15 protein-coding genes are annotated in these 16,379 nt (G+C 47.8%); 2 read left to right on the top strand and 13 right to left on the bottom strand.

The window, feature by feature from the left end:
• The 13 genes from pilM to OXB_RS15590 form a co-directional block, all read right to left on the bottom strand.
• Nucleotides 1-939 (bottom strand): type IV pilus biogenesis protein PilM, encoded by a 939-nt coding sequence (pilM, locus tag OXB_RS15530; protein ID WP_041075343.1) that lies wholly within the window; start codon nucleotides 937-939, stop codon nucleotides 1-3.
• A gap of 264 nt (nucleotides 940-1,203) precedes the next feature.
• Nucleotides 1,204-1,620, bottom strand: coding sequence for a type II secretion system protein (locus OXB_RS15535; protein ID WP_041075344.1), 417 nt, complete (start codon nucleotides 1,618-1,620; stop codon nucleotides 1,204-1,206).
• A gap of 122 nt (nucleotides 1,621-1,742) precedes the next feature.
• A complete protein-coding gene (locus tag OXB_RS15540) occupies nucleotides 1,743-2,954 on the bottom strand; it encodes a type II secretion system F family protein (RefSeq protein ID WP_041075345.1) in 1,212 nt (403 codons plus the stop codon).
• Between the two features lie 2 nt (nucleotides 2,955-2,956).
• On the bottom strand, nucleotides 2,957-3,994 hold the full coding sequence (locus OXB_RS15545; RefSeq protein WP_041075346.1) for a type IV pilus twitching motility protein PilT: 1,038 nt from the start codon (nucleotides 3,992-3,994) through the stop codon (nucleotides 2,957-2,959).
• Between the two features lie 11 nt (nucleotides 3,995-4,005).
• Nucleotides 4,006-5,664: a GspE/PulE family protein gene (locus OXB_RS15550; protein ID WP_041075347.1), complete on the bottom strand. Its 1,659-nt coding sequence runs from the start codon at nucleotides 5,662-5,664 to the stop codon at nucleotides 4,006-4,008.
• A 14-nt stretch (nucleotides 5,665-5,678) separates the two neighbouring features.
• Nucleotides 5,679-7,145: a VanW family protein gene (locus OXB_RS15555; protein ID WP_041075348.1), complete on the bottom strand. Its 1,467-nt coding sequence runs from the start codon at nucleotides 7,143-7,145 to the stop codon at nucleotides 5,679-5,681.
• Nucleotides 7,135-7,500: a hypothetical protein gene (locus OXB_RS15560; RefSeq protein ID WP_144399727.1), complete on the bottom strand. Its 366-nt coding sequence runs from the start codon at nucleotides 7,498-7,500 to the stop codon at nucleotides 7,135-7,137. The genes OXB_RS15555 and OXB_RS15560 overlap by 11 nt, the downstream gene beginning before the upstream one ends.
• Before the next feature lie 93 nt (nucleotides 7,501-7,593).
• Complete coding sequence (locus tag OXB_RS18120; RefSeq protein WP_052484105.1) at nucleotides 7,594-8,739, bottom strand: hypothetical protein; 1,146 nt, start codon at nucleotides 8,737-8,739, stop codon at nucleotides 7,594-7,596.
• A gap of 13 nt (nucleotides 8,740-8,752) precedes the next feature.
• The gene (locus OXB_RS15570; protein ID WP_041075350.1) at nucleotides 8,753-9,175 is read right to left on the bottom strand and encodes a prepilin-type N-terminal cleavage/methylation domain-containing protein; all 423 of its coding nucleotides are present in this window, start codon (nucleotides 9,173-9,175) and stop codon (nucleotides 8,753-8,755) included.
• A 30-nt stretch (nucleotides 9,176-9,205) separates the two neighbouring features.
• Nucleotides 9,206-9,664: a type IV pilus modification PilV family protein gene (locus tag OXB_RS15575; protein WP_041075351.1), complete on the bottom strand. Its 459-nt coding sequence runs from the start codon at nucleotides 9,662-9,664 to the stop codon at nucleotides 9,206-9,208.
• A 185-nt stretch (nucleotides 9,665-9,849) separates the two neighbouring features.
• Nucleotides 9,850-11,592, bottom strand: a complete 1,743-nt coding sequence (locus OXB_RS15580) for a GGDEF domain-containing protein (RefSeq protein ID WP_158333751.1) — start codon at nucleotides 11,590-11,592, stop codon at nucleotides 9,850-9,852.
• 14 nt (nucleotides 11,593-11,606) lie between these two features.
• The gene (locus OXB_RS15585) at nucleotides 11,607-13,307 is read right to left on the bottom strand and encodes a sensor domain-containing diguanylate cyclase (protein WP_158333753.1); all 1,701 of its coding nucleotides are present in this window, start codon (nucleotides 13,305-13,307) and stop codon (nucleotides 11,607-11,609) included.
• 100 nt (nucleotides 13,308-13,407) lie between these two features.
• On the bottom strand, nucleotides 13,408-14,640 hold the full coding sequence (locus tag OXB_RS15590) for a bifunctional folylpolyglutamate synthase/dihydrofolate synthase (protein WP_041075354.1): 1,233 nt from the start codon (nucleotides 14,638-14,640) through the stop codon (nucleotides 13,408-13,410).
• 78 nt (nucleotides 14,641-14,718) lie between these two features.
• Between OXB_RS15590 and OXB_RS15595 the strand changes: the two genes are divergently transcribed.
• On the top strand, nucleotides 14,719-15,585 hold the full coding sequence (locus OXB_RS15595; RefSeq protein ID WP_041075355.1) for an ATP-grasp domain-containing protein: 867 nt from the start codon (nucleotides 14,719-14,721) through the stop codon (nucleotides 15,583-15,585).
• Nucleotides 15,582-16,376 (top strand): ATP-grasp domain-containing protein, encoded by a 795-nt coding sequence (locus OXB_RS15600; protein ID WP_084212505.1) that lies wholly within the window; start codon nucleotides 15,582-15,584, stop codon nucleotides 16,374-16,376. Before OXB_RS15595 ends, OXB_RS15600 begins: the two co-directional genes overlap by 4 nt.
• Nucleotides 16,377-16,379 lie beyond the last annotated feature (3 nt).

Raw genomic sequence — 16,379 nt, forward strand, 5'->3', positions numbered from 1 at the left:
CTACACCTCTTTTAGCGCAAGCCCGATCGTCCGATTGAACGCGGCTGGCAGGGATTGGCCTGTCGCAAGTTGTAATGGTCGTTTAAGTAAGGTCGAGGCTTGTACATCCAGCCGTTCACGGATGACCTGTAGCAGCTCGTTCATGGAGACATAATCGCCATTGATCAGAATATGGGTGATTGAGGCGGTGCCGTTCCAAAGATTATAGCGGTAGAAATTGATCAGCTTCTCCAGCTCCCCGACGATGGAACCGAGTGGGACGGTATCCCCAACGGATGCCCCAGGGAAGAAAGAAGTCTCCAGCTCGACCGGACGCATGAACAACGGAAAATGCTCGTGGAAAATCGACACCGTCATCTTTCCTTTTTGCAAGTCCGCAATCAAGACATGCTCCTTCCCAGTGAACCGGTGCTGGGCGTACGCCAGGCGATAAAGTGCAAGCGGAGCGATGTCGGCCACAAGTGGATCGAGCTTCACATTCTCTAGCACTTTTTCATAACCGGCAAGGACGCTTTCCTTTGAAGCGATAATAATCGCCTCATTCGTCTCCGTGCTCGGTGTATATTTCACAACATCGAACACCGGATCATCGAAAGGCAAATAAAGCGTCGAACCGATTTCGATGAAGAAATACCCTTTTAGATCCTCTTCCTTTACGTCAGTTGGATAACCGACCTTGCGGATGATTACGTACGAATCCGGCGCTAGGAACTGCACCGATCGCCGGGCGATCCCCCACGGCTTCAAGTGACTCTCTAAAATCGCAGCAAGGTTTTCGGAATCCACAATCTTTCCATCCGCTACGACGTTCAGAGGTAATGGAACCTCTTCCGCCACATCGACAATGAGCGGATCCAGCGACTTTAACCGTACGAAGCGGATGGCATCTTCTTCAATTGTTAGGGAAGCCGTCTTTTTGCGGCGGGAAAAGATAGACATAGGGTCAACTCCTGGTGGGAAGCTTGGTTTATCTATTGACTAAATAAGTTAATCATACCAAATATAAATAGTTCATGTAAGTATGTTCGTCATTATAGAATAATATGAAGTTCAAATAAAAAAGGAAGGGAGAATCTAAAATAGATTTCTCCCCCTAAATCAAATGTGAAATACAAATTCAAAAAGGCTTTTAAGAATTAAAAAATGATCGGTTGTAATAAAATATCATAAACTAAATGTCTTCAAAAATTGGTACGGGAAGATTTAATCAAGTGCCTCTCTTCCTTGTTCAGAAAGATCACTATTTGTTTTGTCGGTTATCGCAACACTAGTGTTCCCAGCTGTTCCGCCAGCACTAATAGTATTTTCAGCATCCGCTTTATAAGTCACTGTTGCAGTCTCAAGAGAACCAACATCATTAAAAAATCCTTCGTCTATTAAATCCTGTAATTCAACTTCGTCATTATCGGCTGGATTTTTCTCCGTAAAGTATAGATTTGCAGCTGACAAAGCATTTTGTGCATCAGCAATAAACGCTTTTTCCCTCGTGTTTTGGATGATATTCCCAATCGAAGGCACCGCAATCGCCGCAATAATCCCCAAAATTACAATAACTGCCAGTAACTCGACGAGCGTTAAACCTTTTTCATTCTTCATGCGTTTCTGCAAGAATTTTTTCATGTGTGTTCCTCCTTAATTGTCTACTACTGCCTTTACACTACTATTATACCATGAAGAGGAATCTAGCAAACTAACTTTTTACTACTTTTATGTCTTTTTGACTAAATCTATCAAATGTCCTATTACAGGGAATCGACGTTTTCAAACATACCGAACATCGGCATTAAAATTGCGAGGACAATAGTCCCGACGAGTCCTGCCAGCAGAACGATCATCATTGGCTCAATCAACGCCTTCAATCTATCTGTCGCGGCGTCGACTTCCTTCTCGTAGAAATCCGCCACTTTTGCCAACATGGAGTCCAAAGAACCAGTTTGTTCCCCGATGGCAATCATATGGGGAATTAACGGCGGAAACGCCCAATGACCATCCATCGGCTCTGTCAACGAACCACCACGTTCTAACGACTCCCTTGACTTCGCGATGACCCGTGAAACAACTTCATTCTCCACGACCTTTTCCGCCATGGAAAGCGCCTGCAAAATCGGGACTGAGCTGGAAAACAATGAGCTCAATGTCCTTGTCATCGTTGCAAGCACCGATTTCTTCATGATGTCTCCAAAAATCGGCAGCCGCAACAAAAATGTGTCAAGCAGTAGTTTACCTTCTTTGTTGTTGCGTAAAAGGATGACACCGACCACAACAGCGATGACCAACAGGACGAACAGATACCAATAATGAACCGCAAACTCACTTGCCTTCATGACAAATTGTGTCAACCACGGCAACTCCCCGCCGATACTATCAAACATATCAACGAACATCGGTACAATGGTAGTCAATAGGAAGATAACAACTCCTATCGCAACGATTCCGACAACAATTGGATAAGACAGTGCCGACATGACTTTCTGTCTCGTCTGATAGGCCTTTTCAAAATGGATTGCGAGCCGATCCAGCGAGTCATCGATCGTCCCCGATATCTCGCCTGCGCGGACCATGTTGACGACTAATGGCTCGAACGCCTTTGGATGCTTGGCGAACGCATCGGACAGTGAACCACCCGCACGCAAGTCGTCCCCGACCGCCACGAGAATTTTTCGGAACGGCTTCGATTCGACCTGTACGGACAAGATCCGGATGGCATCCACAATGGTCACACCTGCGCGTAACAGCGTCGAGAATTGGCGCAGGAACATGATAAATTGCGCCCGTTTCACCGGTTTGCCGATATGGATTTCCTTTGTCAATGTCGTCTCTGCCTGTTCCGTCAGGTTGGTGACACGGATACCCTGCTTTTTCAGTTTTTCCGTCGCTTCCCTCTTATCGGCTGCCACGATAACACCCTTGCGGATCGATCGGTAGTCCCTTCCCTCATAACGATATCGGGCCATCTTTACTCTTCACCCTCTATATAAGGCCTAGCGTTTTCATACGTGATGATCCCCTGATCAAGGAAGTTTTTGACGGACATCGCCATCATATGCATCCCTGCCCCTCGATTCGTCTGAATGACGTTCGGAATCTGATGAACCTTCTCCGTACGGATCAAGTTTGCGATTGCCGGGTTCTTGATCATGATCTCGGTCGCCGCCCGTCTACCTTGTCGATCCGCTGTCGAGAATAAACGCTGGGATATGACAGCTGTCAACACGCCTGCCAATTGCACGCGAATTTGCGCTTGTTGTCCTGGCGGAAATACATCGATGATCCGGTCGATTGTCGACGCCGCGCTCCATGTATGCAGTGTCGCAAAGACGAGGTGACCAGTCTCTGCCGCGGTAATAGCTGTCGAAATCGTCTCTAAATCCCGCATCTCCCCGACAAGTATGACATCGGGATCCTGCCGCAATGCAGCCCGCAAGCCGGCCGCGAAGGAATCAGTATCGAATCCGACTTCCCTCTGATCGATGATGGAGGCTCCGTGTTGATGGACATATTCGATCGGATCTTCCAACGTGATGATATGCCGTCGCATTGATTCATTGATATAGCGGATCATCGCAGCCAATGTTGTCGATTTCCCCGACCCGGTCGGACCCGTCACCAAAATGAGCCCTTGGCGTGTTTCGGCCAAGTTTTTTAACGTCGGCGGCATCTGCAGATCCTCGATGGTCGGAATTTGCGTAGGAATCGTACGGAACGCAAGGGAGACATTGCCCCGCTGTTGGAATGCGTTCACCCGGAACCGCGCAGCGCCTGCCACTTCATACGAATAGTCGATTTGGCCATGCTCCTTGAACTGACTATATAATTTTCCAGGTACGGTCAATTGGGCAACGGACTCTGTGAAATTTTCATCTACCGGATTTTCTCCGTACCGTTTCAAATCACCATGCACCCGGAATATCGGTGGCACGCCGACGGTCAGATGAATATCGGACGCCTTCGCCTTGAACGCCGCTGTCAATAAGTTGTCGATCACTTGCTTCATTGCCCTCACCCCTATTCAATCAACGAGACGCGAAGCACTTCTTCCGTCGTCGTGATCCCTTGCTTCACTTTAAGCAACCCGTCGTCAATCAAAAAGATCGTCTTGTTTCGGATCGCCGCATCCTTCAACTCGGCAATCGATCCGTTGTTGTTGATAATATCCCGAATCGCGTCATTGATAACGAGCACTTCATGGATTGCAACCCGTCCCCGATACCCCGTCATATTGCAGGACGGGCAGCCTGAACCGCGCATGACCGTTTCAATCTCAAGGCCCCTTTTCGCGAAAATCTCTTTTTCCCTTGCAGTTGCAGCCATCTCTTTTCTACAATCCCGGCAGACGCGCCGGATGAGCCGCTGGGCAATTACCGCATTCAAAGAAGACGTCACGAGGAACGGTTCGACGCCCATATCAAGCAGCCGGGTGATCGAAGCAATTGAGTCGTTCGTATGGATGGTGCTCAATACAAGATGTCCCGTCAATGCTGCGCGGATTGCGATTTCCACTGTTTCCCGGTCCCGGATCTCCCCGACCATGACAACATCGGGATCCTGCCGTAAAATCGAGCGCAATCCGGCCGCGAATGTCAGCCCGACATTCGGATTCACTTGGATTTGATTGATTCCTTCAAGTTGGTATTCGACTGGATCTTCGACAGTGATGATATTCACTTCCTCCGTGTTCAGTCGGTTCAATGCCGCATACAATGTCGACGATTTCCCGGAACCGGTAGGACCGGAAATTAGGACAATCCCGTTCGGCTTTGTAATCTGCTCGAGGAAACGCTCCAAATTGATCCGATTGAAACCGAGCTTCGTCAAGTCGTTCAATGAACTGCTTAAATCAAGAATCCGCATGACGATTTTCTCGCCAAACACCGTTGGCAACGTGGAAACCCGAAGATCGATCGGACGGAAATCAACTGTCGTTTTGATTCGACCATCTTGGGGAATCCGGTGCTCGGTGATGTCAAGCTTCGCCATGATTTTAATACGGGCGCTGATCATCGCCTGCATATACTTCGGCAGGAATCGTTCATTCTTCAGCATACCGTCCACACGGAAACGGATGACAACTTGATTTTCCTGCGGATCGATATGGATGTCGCTCGCCTTTTGAGTGACTGCGGATGACATGAGCTGATTAACGAGACGAACGATCGGTGAATCCAGATCCGTAAGTTCCTCCTGAGGATCACCCGCCTCAATCGGCTGCTCGACGAACAGCTCATCGAACGCTTCTTCGTCGTAATACTTGGAGATCGTCCGTAAAATATCGTCCTTCGAGGCAATGGCCGTCTCGATTTGGAAACCCGTCGACAGGCGCAGATTGTCAACGGTAATATAGTCCATCGGATCCGCCATTGCGACGAACAATTTATCCTCTTCCGCTTTCAAAGGAACAAGAAGATTCCGTTTCGCGAATTCCTTCGGTACGACGTTGAACAACTTCGGATCAAACGGATAACGGAACAGATTGACATGCGGGATCCCCAACTGAAACTCGAGCACCTCGATCAGCTGCTGCTCGGTAATGTACCCGCGCTGCAGGAGAAGGTCGCCGAGCTTCTGGTCACGGGGCTTTTCCGCCAAGGCGGACTGAAGCTGTTCCTCCGTGATCAAGCCGGATTCCACCAGCAGGTCCCCTAACCGTTTTCGTGTTGTCGCCATCTGTCACCCACTCCTTATTTGATGAGATTGCCGCCTTTGTCATACCGATTTCCGTCATCTACTGGTGGGACATAAGGTTTTCCGTTCGTATGGCCGGGTTTCGTGTTTGAGTCGTTACCCGTTCCGCCGGAGGCTCCGTTTGATGTTCCATTGGTAGACCCATTCCCTGAATTCCTCTCATTAGAACCTGTGCCGCTTGTCCCGTTGCTAGAGCTTGGACCAGATCCATTAGAACTGTTGCTTGATCCATTAGTAGAACCATTCGTATCCGGTAACGGTTCGGAATTGTCAATTTCGCCACCATCACCATCTGCCCCAGTTCCGTCATTGTCCGATTGTTGTTGGAGCGGATGAACTTCGATAATCGGTACAGGAGCATAGAAATCCGATGAAACAGGCTCATCCTCTACAACAGTGCCGTCATCCAAAACCTGACGATTGACGGTCACTTCCATTCCGTCACGCCCTTCATCCGCATGTTGCACTTGTCCAATAGGTACCGAAGCGCTATAGCGACGGACAGTACGTGGGTTGAATTTCTCCGTCTTAGCTACATACGGCTCGTATGTATATTGCAATGGAAGACTGACGAGGGCCGCACGGATTCGGTCTCCTGTAACTTCCATCTTGATACGGAACGGCGTATGATTCGGGTTCCGCATTACAAAGTCAAGACCAAGCTGTTGATTGATTGCAGCTTCAAAACCTGCCGGAACGACTGGATTCAACGCATTGCCAATATTCCGCTCCACGACGTCGAGATTTGTACGCAAAACGGCTCCGTATAAAGCGGAAGCAAGCAAAGTCAAATCTTCGTTCGTTGCAGTGACCGTTTCATCCATTTTTGCAAACTCCATAATGGAGAATGCCGTGTTGAACTCGATAGCAGTCCCGTCAATCTCGTTCGCCAGTTGTTCCAAGGCGGAAGAAAACTGAATCCCTTCAATCGCGAAAGAAGCTACCTCCGTTTCCCCAAAGGTTGAGTCGAGAAAGTCAGTGATATGTACGTTTACTGGGACGATTCCGCTCTCCAGTTTAGATTCGATTCCCTTTGAGACCGTCTCCACATCATCATCCGTCCAGTTCAAATGGGAGAAATGCTGGTCCAAGACAGTTCGAAGCCCTTCCTGCGATACTTCAGCAATGATTGGATTCTCTTCACCTGGAACGGCGCGGTCAACTGTCCGATCTACGTCGTATGTGATCAGCTCTGAAGGCAATTCCACTGTCGAGTCCTGGTACGTCAGTTCAGCACCGAGCTTTCCGTGCAACTCTGCAAAATCACCGGCGAGCTTGTCTTTCGCGCCATGCTCATCCAAGCCACGAACATCGAACGGGCCTATGTATGTATTTTCCTTGAATTGCTTCACGGGCGAAACAATTTTCGTGTACGCTAAAGTACCTACAGAAGAAAACCCGTAGAAGAAAACTGTCGCACCTAGCACCGCCAGAAAAGTTCTTAAAAAGGTCTTACTGTTCATCCCGCTTCCCCTTCCTCTCCTGCCCTGATGAAATATCATTCTGATCCGCCGCCATCCAGCGGTCTAAATCATCTTCCAACGGAGTCAATGTGAATTCGTCATCGGCTTCACCCGATGTCGTAGCGGCCACTTCTTCCTCCACACGAATTGACTCCGTCGGCAACACGACGGCCGGCTCCTTTAATTCAGGTGACAACTCCTCCATTCCTACCCGTTCTTGGCGCTTTGCCAGCAAAACGGAGACGGCAAACACCAACCCTACCATGGCGAGGAGGGCGTAGTAGAGAGATAAGTTTTGCTGGAGGAAGATGCCGATGATGGCAATGGACAGCCCGCAGAGTGAGCTCCAAAACATAGATTTCTGAACCTTACCCTTAGCAAACAATAAGAAGAGCAAGGGAAATGTTATGACAGCAACTATTAATACAAGTGTATAATAAAGCATTGGCTACCTCCATTTTTTATTCAATTTATTTGGAAGGTATTCAACCTCAAGGTCGGGAGTCGACCAGATTTCTTCAAACTTCGGTACTGCTAAGGGGTCTTTCTCCTTGCCACTATCATCCGGTTTTCCCGCTCCCGGTAAAGTGCAACTAGAATTAGTTTTGGGTACACTTGGATACTGTAATGGCTTTGGTTTTTGTAAAATCCCCTCTATATATACGTTTCCTGTAACATAAATTTTAGAATTATTATGAATACTAACCGATTTAGGCAAAAACGCATCTCCGTATACAAAGAAGAAAGCTTTATTACCAAGATTAATCTTATTTAACACTGTGAAGTTGCCTTGGATAGTTACACACGCATGGTTTTGAAATTCAAGAATTTTATCTACATATAGATCCTTTGATAAATTGATATTAGTTCCGTTCTTATTATTTCCAGGTTCTACGGTTAAATTGCCCTTGACATGCAAGCTACCCTCTTGTTGTTTGTAAGGACCATTCATTATTTTATAATCACCATATACCTTTTTGACGTCATTGTTAGGGGGGGTGGGGATAGCCCCATCGTCTTTGTCACTACCTCCACTTCCCGGAGAGTCATCCGTTGGATCTTTAAAAGTCAATTCCGGGATATAAAAAGTCATCGACATGCTCAAGTCCCGAAAAACCGAATCACCTTTAATACCTGTCACTTCTCCACTCACAGAAACAGAATTTTCGTCAGGCAGCACAATAAACTCCGTCCGTTCAAATCGCAAATCGGCCGAGTCATCAACTGATTGATTTGGGTTACCTTGAGAACTTCTTAGTAATGTAGCCACTTTGTCTACTAGGAGAGAATAAATAGAATCCAACTTATCTTCAGAAACACTATCTTGATTCAAATATAAATGTTCTATCTCAGCTTGAGTTTCCATTAAATAATCATTTATATTATTATTAAAAGCATTCAACAAATTGTTTCGATAATATTCAATTCCCATTTCCGCCGCCACAATGGCCAGATTATTGGAATCGACAACTGCTTCCTGTTTCGCATTACTAAGTGAGCCTCTCATGAAGACTGCAGAAACAATGGAAATAAAAACAATGAGTAACAAAACGATTATTAAGGCATAACCGTTTTCACCTCTTTTATATTGCATTTTCATTCCCCTTTCATGGCCTGTATCGTGAAATGGTAGTTTCTACTTTCACCTTTAATTTACTTCCCTCTTTCGGGTCCTTCACGGACAGGATAAAATGAAGATCTTCATCATCGGGATTGATATTATCTATTTCTTCAGGGTTCAAAGTATAATCAAAGCCCGAGCTAACCAATTCTCTATCTCCAGTATCACAGTCCTCTAACACCAATCTCTGACCTTCTACCTTTAAGTTATAGCACTCTTTATACCTATGTTGTTGCTGAATGGTAGTTAATATGTAATTGGCCTCTTGCTGAAGTTGCAATTTTGTCGTTTCAGCAATGTTATATCTAGCCGTAATAAAGAAAGTTGTCCATATTAAAATTACTACCATGGAAAGGAGTGCAAGACTGGCAAGCAATTCAACAAGTGTGATTCCTTTTTCGTTGCTCATTTTCTTTTTCATTCCTTTCCATGACTAATTTTACTCTAGAATGTAACCATACGTTTCACTTATAACTTTCCCTTTTTTCTTTACTTTAATATGCAATTTATTAAGAGAGACCATACCATCTATATTATTGCCATATACGCTTTGGTCGTCCCCGTCTAAATCAGGTTTAATATAGTAATCCACTTCATATTGGTATGGGCTTTCCTCATAAATAAAACGTTTTATTTTCAAATTATCTTCTTCATCTTTGACATCTGATACATTGACGTCATCTTCCAGTAACCGATCCCTTGAAACTTTTAACTCCGCCAATTCCTTCTTAGCCAAATTCATCGTCTTCAACTTGTCTTCTGTCTTCGTATTGAAGTTGGTCATTTGAGGAAGAACGGTCATGAATCCGACAAAAAAAATCCCAAGTATAACAATAGCGGCCAATACTTCCACTAAAGTCAGACCTTTTTGACTCTGCAGTCTGTTATGTTTATGCATTGGCCAATCTCTCCTTCCACTAATCTATTACTACTATTATCATAGATATGAAGAAATTTGTCACTAAAAAGCGTGCTGATTAGGAATATAGTTGTAACAAAAAAAGACCGCGTATCACCACGGCCTTTTCCCTTAAAATTACATTATCTAACATTTATCTTTGTGAGCTCTGTTTTTGAGGGAAGCTAACAACCCTTAATTCCCCCCGCCGCCAAACTCCCAACCAACTCTTCCCCATAAACCCCCACCCGATTCCTTCCCGCCTGCTTCCCGCCGATATACATCGCACGGTCCGCATTGCGCAGTAGGTGATTTCTGTCTTTGGCGTCTTCTGGGATGGCGGAGACGCCGAGGCTGAGGGTGATTTGGACATCCATTGGTTCGCGGTTTTCCGTAAGGTCGGGAATGATGCGGAAAATGAGGCTTGCGACTTCTGCGCGGATGGTTTCGGCGAGGAGGATCGCTTCTTCCTTTTCCATTTCCGGCAGGATCAGGACGAATTCTTCACCTCCGTAGCGGGCCAGTATCCGATCTTCCCCTGCGAATCCGCGCAGCAGTTTTGCGAATTCCACCAAGATGTCATTGCCGTTTTGGTGCCCGTATGTGTCGTTGATGGATTTGAAATGGTCGATGTCCATCATGATTGCGGAAATGGAACCAATCTCGCCATTATCATAGCGGACCTGTTCTTCATCCAACCTGCCGAGCAAGTAGCGCAGATTATGGAGTTTGGTCAACCCGCAGCGTTCGCTTTTCTCGATGGTCTTTTCGTATAATTTCGCTTTCGTCACAGCTGTTGCGAAATAGCCGGTCAACAGTTGGACGATCTCTTTATCCAACTCCCCGAAGAAATAGGGTCGATCGGAAGCCACCATCAAAACACCTTCCGTCTTCCCTTTCCAATGGATCGGCGCTGTCAACACGCTTCCGGTAGTCTGCTCGAATTCCAGCGGCCGTAATGTTTCGACCGCTTTCCGATTCGGATAGATCCGGATCTCTTCCAAATCGATGCGGCCGCCGAATGAATGGACAGGGTCGTCCCTAAAATCACAAGCTTCGTTCTGCAGAAAACCTGTATCCGTACTATAGATAAACGTTCTTTTCTTCTGATGATGAAAATCGAATAAATAAGCTTGGTCATATTCCAACACATTCCGTAATTTCCGTATGAACGTCTCGAAAACCTCCTCGGTCATGAGCCGGTCTGCCAGCTCATGGCCGATTTCCGTTGCGGACGATAATTTCGCTTGTAGGCGATCCGATTTATGATACAGCTGCACAACCAACAAGATGAGGATGGCGGGGATCCCCGTCAAAAAAATTGCGATATTCCCTAAACGTGCTGCCAATATGCAGAAAGAGATGGCCAATGGCAATGACAGCATCGTCAACAGGAAATCCCAGGTGGCCGCCTTTTTCATCGCACGGAACGACCTGCCCGCCAACTTGGAAAATACCAATAATAATGCGCTATTCATCAATGAGTAAACGACCGCATAGAGGATTCCTGCCGTGACAAGCGTCCTATATTCCAAGAGTCCGGGCGTGCCCCCTGCCAGCCCGAATGCGAAAGCGCTTACAACAGAGATGACCGCAAACATTGTCGAGTTTATCAAGAACCGTTGCAATGGGGGTATCTCCGATTTTGTCCGCCATTGTAAAAAGACGAGCGCAATTTGCATCATGATCACCTCTACGAACGCACCGTGCAGGAAGAACACAGCGAATACTATCCATCGATCCAATGTGATTTTGATTTCATTCACCTGGATTGGAAATAGGGCGAGGCAAATGAGAGCTGCCAAAATTAGTAGAAAAGTGGCTGGGTCGATTGCCTGTGAAGGGAAATGATTCCACGACAAATAAATAATCGACGGGACGGTTGCCAACCAAACAGGAAATAGTATCCATTGTCTACTTCTTGTCAAATCCTTCCCCTCCTTCATTTCCGATAGGCTGCCACCCGGTTCCGCCCCGCTTGTTTCGCGCCGATATACAAGGCCCGATCCGCGTTCCGCAACAAGGCGATGGCTTCATCTGCATCTTCGGGGGCCGATGATACACCGATGCTTACTGTAACTTGCGCTTCCACCTGCATCTCTTCTTCGCCCAAATCCGATTGCAGACGGAAAACATGTCCGGCCACTTCCGTTCGGAGATTCTCCGCGAATTGATATGCGTCATCCTGCGTCCAGCCCGGCATGATAAAGACGAATTCCTCTCCTCCATAACGCCCTACTGTACATCCCTCCGGTGTACGCGCCTTCAGCATTTCCGCTAGCGCACAGAGGATATCATTGCCCCCCTGATGCCCATGCGTATCATTCACCTTTTTGAAATGGTCGATATCGAGCATGATGACGGACAGGGCTGCTAGCGACCCGTCATTCACTCGCTGCATCTCCCGGTCCAGACATTCTTCCAAATATCGATAGTTATATAGCTTGGTCAATACACACCGTTCACCAACTAGTTTTGCGTCTTGCATATAACGCGCCTTTTCGATTGAAACGGTGAAATAGGAACAGAGCAGATCGAGGATTTTCAATTGGTTTTCATTGAAAGCCCGCTTTTTCTTGGCTGCCAATAATAGCACGGCTTCCGTTTGCCGGTTACGTTTGATTGGCACGCCGATCATGCTTTCCATATCAGCCGGCGCTCGATTAATCGTGAAATAATTCCACTCGTCCCGGCTCCGGTAAATAACAGGTTTGTCCTTCTTCAACACCCTTCCGGCAATCCCCTCGCCCGACGCCAAGGGGACAAAATCCACTTGGATATACCGGCTATGGTCAAAATACCGTTCCACCTTCAACCAGTTCTTTTGATGGTCGAATAAAATCGCATACTCCATCTTGAACAGATCTGCCGCTTTTTCCACGAAGCGATCCATGATTTCATTTTCATCCAAAAGATCAGATAGCTCGCGGCCGATCATCCCCGATTGCCGTAAATAATAATTGCTTTTTTCTCTATCCGTATAAAGCCGGATAACAATCATGATGAGGAAGAAGGGCATGCCAAGCAGGAAGAACGCCCCCCACCCGACCGACTGGATCAGGTAAAATAAAGACAAAGCAAGCGGGATGATTACAAACGTCCTGGCAATGATCAGAATCCTCTCCAAATCGGAAAATGACCGCGGATCCTTTTGCAGAAATCCAAAAGGTCTAAGAAGGACTTCCTTCAAGACGGTATGTGTTAGCTGATACGCCAAGACGGCGAAAGCGGTCGGCCAAAATGCCTCCGCTCCGATTTGGCCCCCGGCAAGGTGGAAGGCTATTGCCGCCGAAATGGAGAGCAGAAAAACAATTGTCGAATTGAAGAAAAGAACGTACCAAATGGAGCGCGAATTTTCCGATAACAAAAATGCGAGAACGGCCAGCTGCATGATGACCATCTCGACAAATACGCCGTATAATAAAAATGCAGGAATTGTCAGCCATAGAACTAGGAACACCGGCCTTCCTCGATGATCCATCGTGCTATAAATGGTGAGGAAACCAAGAGCTGCGAACAGGAAAACGGCCATCCTGTCCAAGTCGGGGGGCGGATGAGCCGTATATAGATAAATAGAACCAACAGGGACGATCAACAGCCAGACGAAGAAGCTTTTCACAATGGATTTTCTCGTTTTCCCCATCATGTAACCCGTCCTTCCTTACCCTTTTCTCAATTTACAGACTTTCCTGATATAAATAAGATACTACCACAATAAGGAATAACCAACTATATAAATTGCCTTATTTTCCTCTTAATTGATTATAAATACCTACCAAAAGATAAAGTGAACCTGTTACTATTTTCTTCCGATTCATTTCTGTTTCTAGTAGTATACGTCCATCCACATCATTTAGCACCCGTTTGTTCGGATGATCGCAAAGGTCCATCATCCTCTCCGGGCTTTCCGCTTGCGGATGGGAAAATGCCAGGAAAGAGAATGACGCGGCCACCGGCACCAAGGCATCAAGCGTTCCTTCAATGTCCTTCCCTTTCAGCATACCAATGATGAAATCCACTTTCTCTCCCGGGAATTCCTGCTCGATCGTCTTGGTGAGTGCATGTGCAGCAGCTGGGTTATGCGTGCCGTCCACATAGACACCCGGCGCCACTTCCTCAAATCGATTGGCCAGCCCAGCCTTTGCAACCGCCTGGCTAACCTTACCCTCTTGAAGCGGGATGCCGGCCGCCAGCAAGGCTTGGATGGCGATTGCCGCATTGATCGCTTGATGGGGGCCTTTCATCTTCCGGCCGGCTATTCCGAAATTCTCTGTCCCTCTGAATTTTTCTGTCGGTCCCCCTGCATCAATCTGGAAATCGGTACCGCAGACTAAGAGATCGCTTGCCGACTTTTGTGCAATATTGGAGACGACTTTCATTGCTTCCTCTGTCAAAGGCCCCGTGACTACCGGGATCCCCTGTTTGATAATGCCCGCCTTCTGCGCCGCAATCTCTTCAATCGTGTCACCGAGGATCGCCGTATGATCCAGTGCGACAGACGTGATGACGGAAACGAGCGGCGTGACGACATTCGTGCTGTCCAAAGCGCCGCCCATCCCCGTCTCCAACAGGACATAATCGGGATTCCGCAGGCTAAAAGTGACGAACGCTGCAGCTGTCAGCAGTTCGAAATCGGTCAGCATGCCGCTGAGTCCCGCCTCTTTCATTACTGAAAAGGAACGGTTCAACTCCTCTTCGGAAACCGGAACGCCGTCCAGCCGGATTTGATCGTGGACATCAACGATTGCGGGAGATGAAAACACACCCGTCGAATGCCCATGCTCCCGCAAGATCGACTCCATGAATGCAATCGTCGAGCCTTTGCCGTTTGTCCCGGCTACGTGGATCGCCTGCAACTGCTTTTGCGGATTTCCGACTTTATTCAAGGCGGATTGTATGCTTTTCAACCCGGGTTTCACCGTATTTTCACTAGCTATGGCCCAACGTTCTTTATATTCGTCCAATTTAGGAATCAATCGAATCCCTCCATATGGTAAGATTAGTTCAGAAGTCAATGATACTTTACAAGTATAGCATGGTCGGAGGACAGTCGAATGAGTACATGCTGGGTAATCTATAACGGCAGCCTGACGAGCGATAAGTTCAGCGATCAGGCGGAGTTGTTGCGTGAGGCCGCGGAGCGCGCAGGCGTGGCCGCGGTCGCAAAGAAGAATCATGAAGTGCTGATGGACTTGCAGGAGGAGCCGATTGGCCTTCCCGACTTTGTCGTCTTTCTCGACAAGGATATTTTGCTGGCGACCTATCTGAAACAATTGGGGGTCCCGATCTTCAATGACCCGGATGTCATCGAAACTTGCGACAACAAGGCGAAACAGTATTTGGAGCTGGCGCGGCACGGCATCCCGATGCCAAGGACAATCATCGCGCCGAAAGTCTATCCTGCCTTCACCATCCGGGAATCGGGCTATTACGAGAGGGTTCTGGACGAGCTCGGGTTGCCGATGATCATCAAGGAAGGCCGCGGCTCTTTCGGAATGAAAGTCTATCTCGTGGAAACCGAGGAACAGTTTTTTGAAAAGACCGACGCGTTGTGCGGCGTCGATTATGTCTTCCAGGAATTCATCGCGTCAAGTCGGGGCCGGGATGTCCGGGTCAATATCGTCGGAGATGAAATTGTCGCAGCGATGGCCCGTGCATCCGAAACCGATTTCCGGGCCAATATTACGAACGGGGGCACCGCCACCCCGGTGGAGCTCACTCCCGCACAGCGCGAACTTGCGATGCGGGCCGCCAAGGCGGTCGGGGCTGAATTTGCCGGTGTCGACTTGCTGTACGGCGAAGATGGCGGGCCTCTCGTCTGTGAAGTGAACGCCGCCGCCCATATCCGCAATATTTACCACGTGACGGGCATCAATGTCGCGGATGCCATGATTGCCTATATATTGAGGAAACTGCCGTGAGGGGGCTTCTGGCATATACCGCAATCGAAGCGGAACGGAACAGTGCATTTATCCAGGACCTATTAAATGAAGCGAAAAAAGTCGGAATTAGTCTGGATTTGTGGACAGATGACGGAATGCCGGATGAGCCGTTCGATTTTATTCTATCCAGAAGAAGGGATTCCGAACTGTCGGCTCGATGGGAAGCGGCCGGAATCCGGGTCTTCAACCGTTCGGAAGTAAATCGGATTGCGAATGATAAATATAAAACATTCGAACTGGCCGCCTTGCTCGGGATACCTGCCGTCCCCACAAGGAAAATCCGAACGGCGGACGCTATCTGCACCTATCCATGCGTCCTGAAGACGACCGATGGACATGGCGGCGCCGAAGTTTTCCTCTGCCACTCCGTTCGGGATGCGGAAACGTTTTTACGCCAGTTCGCAGAACGCTCCATCATCGCGCAGCCATTTGTTGAAACGGATGCGCAAGATGTCCGGGTCTTCATGCTCGGCAATGAAGTCCTCGGCGCTGTTTTGCGGAAAGGACAGGATTCATTCAAATCCAATTACACGCTGGGCGGCTCCATCGCCAAATTCGAGCTGGATGTCGCACAGACGAAAGAGGTACAAACCATTACACAAGCACTCAAAAGTGACTATGTCGGCATCGATTTTCTTTTATTGCCCGACGGCAGCTGGTTGTTGAATGAAATCGAAGATCCCGTCGGCGCGCGGTCCTTGTACGAAACACATGACTTTTCCGTCGCGGCGCGGTTGGTGGATCATATGAAAAGAGAACTTACGGATTAAGGG

Origin of the sequence: Bacillus sp. OxB-1 (assembly GCF_000829195.1) — a bacterium.
Lineage (GTDB): Bacteria > Bacillota > Bacilli > Bacillales_A > Planococcaceae > Sporosarcina.

Bases quoted from the DNA above. Each gene is read 5' to 3' on its own strand.
- pilM (WP_041075343.1), bottom strand. From the start codon at position 939: ATGTCTATCTTTTCCCGCCGCAAAAAGACGGCTTCCCTAACAATTGAA.
- OXB_RS15535 (WP_041075344.1), bottom strand. From the start codon at position 1,620: ATGAAAAAATTCTTGCAGAAACGCATGAAGAATGAAAAAGGTTTAACG.
- OXB_RS15540 (WP_041075345.1), bottom strand. From the start codon at position 2,954: ATGGCCCGATATCGTTATGAGGGAAGGGACTACCGATCGATCCGCAAG.
- OXB_RS15545 (WP_041075346.1), bottom strand. From the start codon at position 3,994: ATGAAGCAAGTGATCGACAACTTATTGACAGCGGCGTTCAAGGCGAAG.
- OXB_RS15550 (WP_041075347.1), bottom strand. From the start codon at position 5,664: ATGGCGACAACACGAAAACGGTTAGGGGACCTGCTGGTGGAATCCGGC.
- OXB_RS15555 (WP_041075348.1), bottom strand. From the start codon at position 7,145: ATGAACAGTAAGACCTTTTTAAGAACTTTTCTGGCGGTGCTAGGTGCG.
- OXB_RS15560 (WP_144399727.1), bottom strand. From the start codon at position 7,500: ATGTTTTGGAGCTCACTCTGCGGGCTGTCCATTGCCATCATCGGCATC.
- OXB_RS18120 (WP_052484105.1), bottom strand. From the start codon at position 8,739: ATGCAATATAAAAGAGGTGAAAACGGTTATGCCTTAATAATCGTTTTG.
- OXB_RS15570 (WP_041075350.1), bottom strand. From the start codon at position 9,175: ATGAGCAACGAAAAAGGAATCACACTTGTTGAATTGCTTGCCAGTCTT.
- OXB_RS15575 (WP_041075351.1), bottom strand. From the start codon at position 9,664: ATGCATAAACATAACAGACTGCAGAGTCAAAAAGGTCTGACTTTAGTG.
- OXB_RS15585 (WP_158333753.1), bottom strand. From the start codon at position 13,307: ATGGGGAAAACGAGAAAATCCATTGTGAAAAGCTTCTTCGTCTGGCTG.
- OXB_RS15595 (WP_041075355.1), top strand. From the start codon at position 14,719: ATGAGTACATGCTGGGTAATCTATAACGGCAGCCTGACGAGCGATAAG.